The following is a 389-nucleotide window of genomic DNA, read 5'->3' as shown; positions in this document are numbered from 1 at the left end:
GCACGAGACCGCAGTCGGCGCAGTGTTCGGCGTGACCGCCCAGGGCCGCGGTCCGGCACGCCTCCACCGCGGCCATGACCCGGCGCTCGACACGCCCGAGATGGCCGGCATGGTCGCGGCGATAATCAGCCCCGTGACGGTGGAATACATCCGCCACTTCCAGATCCGGGCGCATGGCGCGCGGCTCAGCCGGGCGGCGTGATCTCCATGCGGAGTTGGTCAAAAGGACTGGCGGTCCGGCCGATCACAGCCGTTGAGACCTGGGCGTATAGTGTCGTCGTCGCCAGGCTGCGATGGCCCAGCAGCACCTGAATGATCCTTATGTCCGTGCCGGCTTCCAAAAGGTGGGTGGCGAAGCTGTGGCGAAGAGATCGGAAGAGCACACGTCT

1 protein-coding gene is annotated in these 389 nt (G+C 66.6%); it reads right to left on the bottom strand.

Annotation, left to right across the window (positions count from 1 at the left end):
- Positions 1–175: transposase zinc-binding domain-containing protein (locus tag X744_RS1000000173315; RefSeq protein ID WP_198032299.1), on the bottom strand; the 175-nt coding region annotated here is incomplete at its 3' end.
- Between the last annotated feature and the right edge of the window lie 214 nt (positions 176–389).

It is taken from the genome of Mesorhizobium sp. LNHC252B00 (assembly GCF_000502955.1).
Classification (GTDB): domain Bacteria; phylum Pseudomonadota; class Alphaproteobacteria; order Rhizobiales; family Rhizobiaceae; genus Mesorhizobium.
This window is presented reverse-complemented; position numbering and strand designations above follow the sequence as displayed.